Below are 6,549 nucleotides of genomic sequence, written 5' to 3'. Positions count from 1 at the left end.
CTGTTTCTTCACCTGGCTTCCCTGTTTCTTCACCTGGCTTCCCTGTTTCTTCACCTGGCTTCCCTGTTTCTTCACCTGGCTTTTCTGTTCCTTCACCTGGTTTTTCCGGACCTTTTTCTGTATCTTTTTTATTTGTAATTTGAAGCTTTACAACTTCAATTTTTTCATTAGAAATCGTAAATTTCATTTCCTTATCGGATAAAGTATATCCTTCTGGCGCTTGGATTTCTTTTAAAGTGTAATCTCCTGGTTCTAACTTCTTAGAAGTCGCTTTACCGCTCTTGTTTGTTGTTAATGTGTCGATTTTTGTTCCGTCTTTCCAAATTTCAAACACTGCGCCTGCTAAAGTTTTATTTGTATTATTGGCATCTACCTTTGTAATTTCTAATTGACCTGTAATTTCTTCTTTCACTTTTTCATTCATAACTTCTTGTTTTACTACTTCGTTCGCTACAACGTTTACTTCTACTGTTACTTCTAACGCCTTATAACCTTCTGGCGCTTTTGTTTCCTCTAACGTGTACTTTCCTGGCACTAAGTTTTCGAATTTCACAACACCTTCTTTATTCGTTGTTTTCGCTTCTCCAACTACTTGACCAGCTTCGTTCTTTAATTTAAATTCTGCACCTGCTAGAACTGTTCCACTCTCTGCATCCTTTTTGGTTACTTGTAAGCTTCCTAGTTCTTTTGCGTTTTCTACTTGTACTTCTACTACTTTGTTTGCTTCCACAACGACTTCAATCTCTTCTTTTAACAACTTATATCCTTGTGGTGCTTTCGTTTCTTTTAATGTGTATGTTCCTGGTTCTAATTTCTTAGAGATTACTTTACCAGTTTTATCTGTTCGTAACGTCTCTACTTTTTTACCATCTTTATACACTTCGAATTCTGCGTCTGATAATACTTTCGTTTTATCTTCCGCATCTACTTTTACAATTTCGAATTGACCAAGGCTCTTACTGTTCGTTACTTTTACATCAACAACTTTTTCACCGTCAACTGTTACATGAATTATTTGTTTTGTTAACTCATAACCTTCTGGTGCTTTTGTTTCTTCTAACGTATATTCACCTGGCACAAGTCCGTCTACTTTAACCGTTCCAGACTTATCTGTTGTAATTCCTTCCTTTACAACATTTCCTTTCACATCTTTCAATGTAAATTGTGCGCCTGCTAAGCGTTTCGTTTGATCTTTATCATCCATTTTAATAATTTGTAGAGAACCTAAGATTTTTTCGTTTTCTGCCTCTACTTTTACTACTTCTTTCTCGTTTTGAATTGTTACTTTCCATTCTTTATTTGAAAGCTTGTAGCCCGCTGGTGCTTTCGTTTCTTTCACTGTGTATTCACCTAGCGGTAATTTCGGTGACATCACTTTTCCACTCTCATCTGTTTTTAGTTCTGCTACCTTTTTACCATCTTTATACACTTCGAATTCTGCACCTGATAACAATTTCGTTTTATCATTCGCGTCTACTTTCACGATTTCAAATTGACCTGTTACTTTTTCATTCGTAACTTCTTGTTTTACTACTTCGTTTGCTACAACGTTTACTTCTACTGTTACTTCTAACGCCTTATAACCTTCTGGCGCTTTTGTTTCCTCTAACGTGTACTTTCCTGGCACTAAGTTTTCGAATTTCACAACACCTTCTTTATTCGTTGTTTTCGCTTCTCCAACTACTTGACCAGCTTCGTTCTTTAATTTAAATTCTGCACCTGCTAGAACTGTTCCACTCTCTGCATCCTTTTTGATTACTTGTAAGCTTCCTAGTTCTTTCGCATTTTCTATTTGTACTTCTACTAACTTGTTTGCTTCCACAACGACTTCAATTTCTTCTTTTAACAATTTATATCCTTGTGGTGCTTTCGTTTCTTTTAATGTATACTTTCCTGGTTCTAATTTCTGTGAAACTACTTTACCAGTTTTATCTGTTCGTAACGTCTCTACTTTTTTACCATCTTTATACACTTCGAATTCTGCATCTGATAATACTTTCGTTTTATCTTCCGCATCTACTTTCACGATTTCGAATTGACCCGTTACTTTTTCGGGGATCTTTTTATTCACCACATCTACAGTCACTACTTTATTAGCCTCTACATCAATAGAAACTGAACTAGATGATAATTCATATCCTTTTGGTGCTTCTACTTCTTTTAATGTATAGCTTCCAACTGGAAGTTGTTTCGATAAGGCTTCACCTTTATCATCTGTAACAATTGTTTCCACAACTTTCCCATCTTTATCGATAACATCAAATTTTGCACCTGGTAGAAGTTGACCAGATTCACTATCTTTTTTCAATAATTTAAATTGGCCATTCTCTACTTTTCTCGTATTCTTCATAACAAGTTCAATTACGTTTGTATTATCAATTGTTACTTTGACTGGTGTATCAACTTTTATATATCCTTCTGGTGCATTTATTTCTTTTACAAAATAGTCACCAAATGGTAAATCTTTAACTTCCGCAATACCCTTTTCGTTTGTTGTAACAGTAGCCACAACGTTATTATCTTTGTCTATAACATCAAATTTTGCGTCTTTTAAAACAATATTTTCATCGTTTTCATCAACTTTTTTAATTTGTAAATGTCCTTTTTCAGCTGCTGGCTTATTCCACTTTGGCCAGTTAAATTTAAAATTATGAACCTCAAAACCATCTCTTTGGTGTAATCCTCCAACATAGGCTTGTCCATTAATAGAACCACCTTTTGTTTCTACAACTGCATTAGGTGCAAACACACTACCTACTACACCATAACCTTTAGTTGTTATCTTTGTAGCATTAGGAAATACCCAAATTACCTTACTAGCCAACTCAGTAAAAGATGAATTAGGGTCGTATGCTTGAGATGTATTAATTAAATCCGTCGCCATCCCAGTATTTCTTGTATCATACAAAATTGCACCGCCACCAAAACTCACTTCTTCTGCATCTGAATAAATAACAATAAAGTCTTTATTCTCTACATTCGGAAGAAAAACGTCTTTTACATCAAATGTTTTCTTTCCCGTTTGGCCTGAAGAGACATAAATATTAGGGTTGTTTACATCTTCACCGATTCCAAAGCTCATATTAGGTTTTGGCTTATCAGTGTGTAGTTTACTTGCATCCCCAATTACACCATCGACGTCTTTTCTAAATTCTTTAAACTTAGCATCAATCTCCGCTTGCTCTTTATAAGAGATACGGTCATATGATGTTTTCATTGCGCCATCTGGGTCACCGTCTTTTGTCATCGCCACTGTTCCATCTTGAATAATTACTTGTCCTGCTCCCGCTTTCGTAAATTGACCGCCTAGTAATAATGATGGATATCCTTCATCTACCCAAGTTGCTCCAGCTAAGTTATTTGCTCCAGTTGCAGCCGCTACGACTGTATAACTTGATGCGTTCATATTTTTCTGAACAGCCATCGCACCTTCAATATCCGCACTCGTTGCACTATGATCTCCAAAAATGATGGCATTGTAATAAGATACATCACCTAAACCTTTTAATTCTGTTGTAGCTGCCTCTGCTTTAAATGGTAAGTGGATTAAAAAATTCATACATGTTAGTAATACAACTATTAAACTACTACTTAACTTTTTAATTTTTTGATTAAATGATTTCCTCAAGAAATTCATTCCCCCTTTTAAACTTCCTAGAATCACAAAAAGAAGTACATATCATATGTACCAAACCTTACTCACATTAACTTAAAATAATCCATTTAAATAAAACAAAGAAACACTACAACTACTTAATAAGATTGCTACAATTCATTTTTGAAATAATACGTGAACTAAACTGTCATGCGGAAATACTTTTACGTATGGGAGCCCAATAAAATTAATCTGAAGAATATTTCATGTGGTGTAACTGTTTTGGCAACATCATCCACTTTACATTAGTTTTCTGAAGGATTCAAGTGAATTGTATGGATTTCGTACACAATTCATATTTTAAAACGCTTTCACTGTTTTTAATAAGATAAACAAAAAAACGTAGCCAAAAAGCTACGTTTTTCTTTCATCGTTTCGGTGTATTTTTATGATTCTTCAAAAACGGAAGCGGGAATTGCTTACGGAAATGCTCTTTAATCATATACTCTACACCGTTTTCGCTATTTGAACGTGTAATCCAATCTGCTGCTTGCTTTAATTCTACAGGTGCGTTCCCCATCGCTACCCCAAGTCCCACGTTTTCAATAACTTCTAAATCTTCCATACTATCTCCAATCGCAACCATTTCATTTAGCGAAATATTTAAATGCTCTCCAAGCAATTGTAATCCACGTAATTTTGATACATTTTGTGGTAAAATTTCTATTCGTTTTGAATCACATTCAACATACTCTACATCTTGGAACGCTTTTCTTAATGTATTTAGCCCGCGTTCTTTTTCACCTTTAGTTTGGAAAAGAACATCAATTTTTGGCGCCGCTACCGGATGATCACGAAGCGCATCACCTAACGAATCTACAAATTGAACTGGATAAAATAACGGATCTGCGCTTGATAATACAGTGCGCGCAATTAAGTTTGGTGTATTTCTCTCACGATTTCCGATTGAAAACCGTTCATGAGAAATACGTACGTTACAATCAAAGTGCTCTAACACTTGCACAATGTTAAAAGTCTTCTCTTCAGATAATCTTCTTTGAACGTACGGTTTATCTAACGTTGCTGAAACGAAAGCACCACCATGTGTCACTAATATAGAATCTAATTTTAACGCTTTTGCTACTTTATGAGCGGATTGAAAATTACGACTCGTAAATAATGTAACGTATACATCTTTTCTTTTCACAAATTCAATTGTTTCTCTTAATCCTTTTGCAATTTTTCCGTTGTTGTATAGTAGTGTCCCATCTATATTAAGAGCTAGTAAGCGATAAATCATGTCGCACTCCCCCTCTTCGCTGTTGTACTCTATCCATAATTTATGAAATAAATGTAGCAAATAGAACGAGTTAGAATTACTACTGAAAATTTGGTTTACTATATACATATACACTTAGCAAAGGAGATAGTACAATGCAGGCACCACCTTCCTTTTATGAAGGCGATACGTTAGAAGTCGCAAAGAAATTACTCGGACAGAAACTTGTACATATTGTAGACGGAGTAAAACGAAGCGGAATCATTGTAGAAGTAGAAGCATACAAAGGTCCCGATGATAAAGCCGCACATAGTTACGGAGGTAGACGAACGGACCGTACAGAAGTCATGTTTGGTGCACCGGGACATGCTTACGTATATTTAATTTACGGTATGTATCATTGTTTTAACGTCATTACAGCGCCAGTTGGCACCCCGCAAGGTGTTCTCATTCGAGCCCTTGAGCCGGTAGATGGAATAGAAGAAATAAAACTAGCACGCTACAACAAAACCGACATTACAAAAGCCCAGTATAAAAATGTAACGAACGGCCCTGGCAAACTATGCCGTGCCCTCGGAATTACTTTAGAAGAACGAGGTGTATCCTTACAAAGTGATACATTACATATTGAACTCGTCCCAGAAGAAGAACACCTATCATCACAATATAAAATAACAGCAGGACCTCGTATTAACATCGACTATGCGGAAGAAGCTGTACATTATCCGTGGCGTTTTTATTATGAAGGACATCCGTTCGTTTCAAAGAAATAAGCGATATCAACGATTTTTCAAATATATCTATCGTAACTTACAATATATCAACGGTTCGACAAGAAATATCGATTTATCGACAAATAATAACATTACGAATAAAAGAAGACTGTTCCATTTTGGAACAGTCTTTCCCTCTTACTCTGCACCTTCCGCAGTTGCAATATTATCCTCTAAATTTTCTCTTGATAATTCAGCCTTCATAAAATCTGCTGTTTCTGGAAGTGCTAAATGCATATGAGCTTTTTGACAAATTTGAATCGTGCAGTTTTCTACAACATAGTCGAAAACATGTCCGCCTCCGCTTCTTTCATCATCAATGTAATGTAAGTGGAATCCAGCTACCCCAATACCTTGTGCATAATCCGGTGTCCAAAATCCAGCAAGCGTACCTTCTGTATTTTCAAACGAAAAGATTGGTTGCGATTTCGTCACTTCAACGAGTGGTGTATACGGTTTTTCTTGTCTTGGAACAGTTCTCGTTCTTACTTCACGGAACGTACCGTCCATTCGAATAGCGTAAAATAAGTTTTTACTTGGCATTAATTCATGTAATAACGCTTCAACTTCTTCACGATTCATCGGACGTTCTACCTTATAACTCATTTCTTTTTCAAAAAACGTTACAGTCGCAAATGGCGTTGTTTCTTCTGGCTCTACTTTTTCCGCTGAACCGTCTGAACGTAAATGATAAAATCCATTATCAAATGCAATCATTTCACCGTCTAATTGATCAAATGTGCCGATGCCGAAATCACCATGTTTTTTCAAATCTTCAAAGCTAATCACACCATCATATATACCATCTAATAGCGCAAGCATTGTAGATGTTTGATATACTTCATTACTCATTTTCGTTTTTTTTGCATCAATATCAATTAATTGCGCAACAGTCATCTCAA

General features: G+C 35.8%; 4 protein-coding genes. 1 reads left to right on the top strand and 3 read right to left on the bottom strand.

Annotated elements, in window-relative coordinates; genetic code table 11:
* Window positions 1–3,628: MSCRAMM family protein (locus BAQ53_RS04100; protein WP_208906504.1), on the bottom strand; the 3,628-nt coding region annotated here is incomplete at its 3' end.
* A gap of 394 nt (window positions 3,629–4,022) precedes the next feature.
* Window positions 4,023–4,895 carry a Cof-type HAD-IIB family hydrolase gene (locus BAQ53_RS04095; RefSeq protein ID WP_000640430.1) on the bottom strand — a complete coding sequence of 291 codons (873 nt, stop codon included), beginning with the start codon at window positions 4,893–4,895 and terminating at the stop codon, window positions 4,023–4,025.
* A 134-nt stretch (window positions 4,896–5,029) separates the two neighbouring features.
* On the opposite strand from BAQ53_RS04095, the gene BAQ53_RS04090 reads away from it, so the two are divergent.
* Window positions 5,030–5,647, top strand: coding sequence for a DNA-3-methyladenine glycosylase (locus BAQ53_RS04090; RefSeq protein ID WP_001148809.1), 618 nt, complete (start codon window positions 5,030–5,032; stop codon window positions 5,645–5,647).
* Window positions 5,648–5,785: 138 nt separating this feature from the next.
* Here BAQ53_RS04090 and alsD read toward each other — a convergent pair whose 3' ends face one another.
* Complete coding sequence (alsD, locus tag BAQ53_RS04085; protein ID WP_000215006.1) at window positions 5,786–6,544, bottom strand: alpha-acetolactate decarboxylase; 759 nt, start codon at window positions 6,542–6,544, stop codon at window positions 5,786–5,788.
* Window positions 6,545–6,549 lie beyond the last annotated feature (5 nt).

The sequence above is a fragment of the Bacillus sp. B25(2016b) genome (assembly GCF_001679765.1).
Taxonomy (GTDB): Bacteria; Bacillota; Bacilli; order Bacillales; family Bacillaceae_G; genus Bacillus_A; species Bacillus_A thuringiensis_K.
The sequence above is the reverse complement of the archived record's forward strand: the minus strand, read 5'-3'. Positions and strand labels throughout refer to the sequence as shown.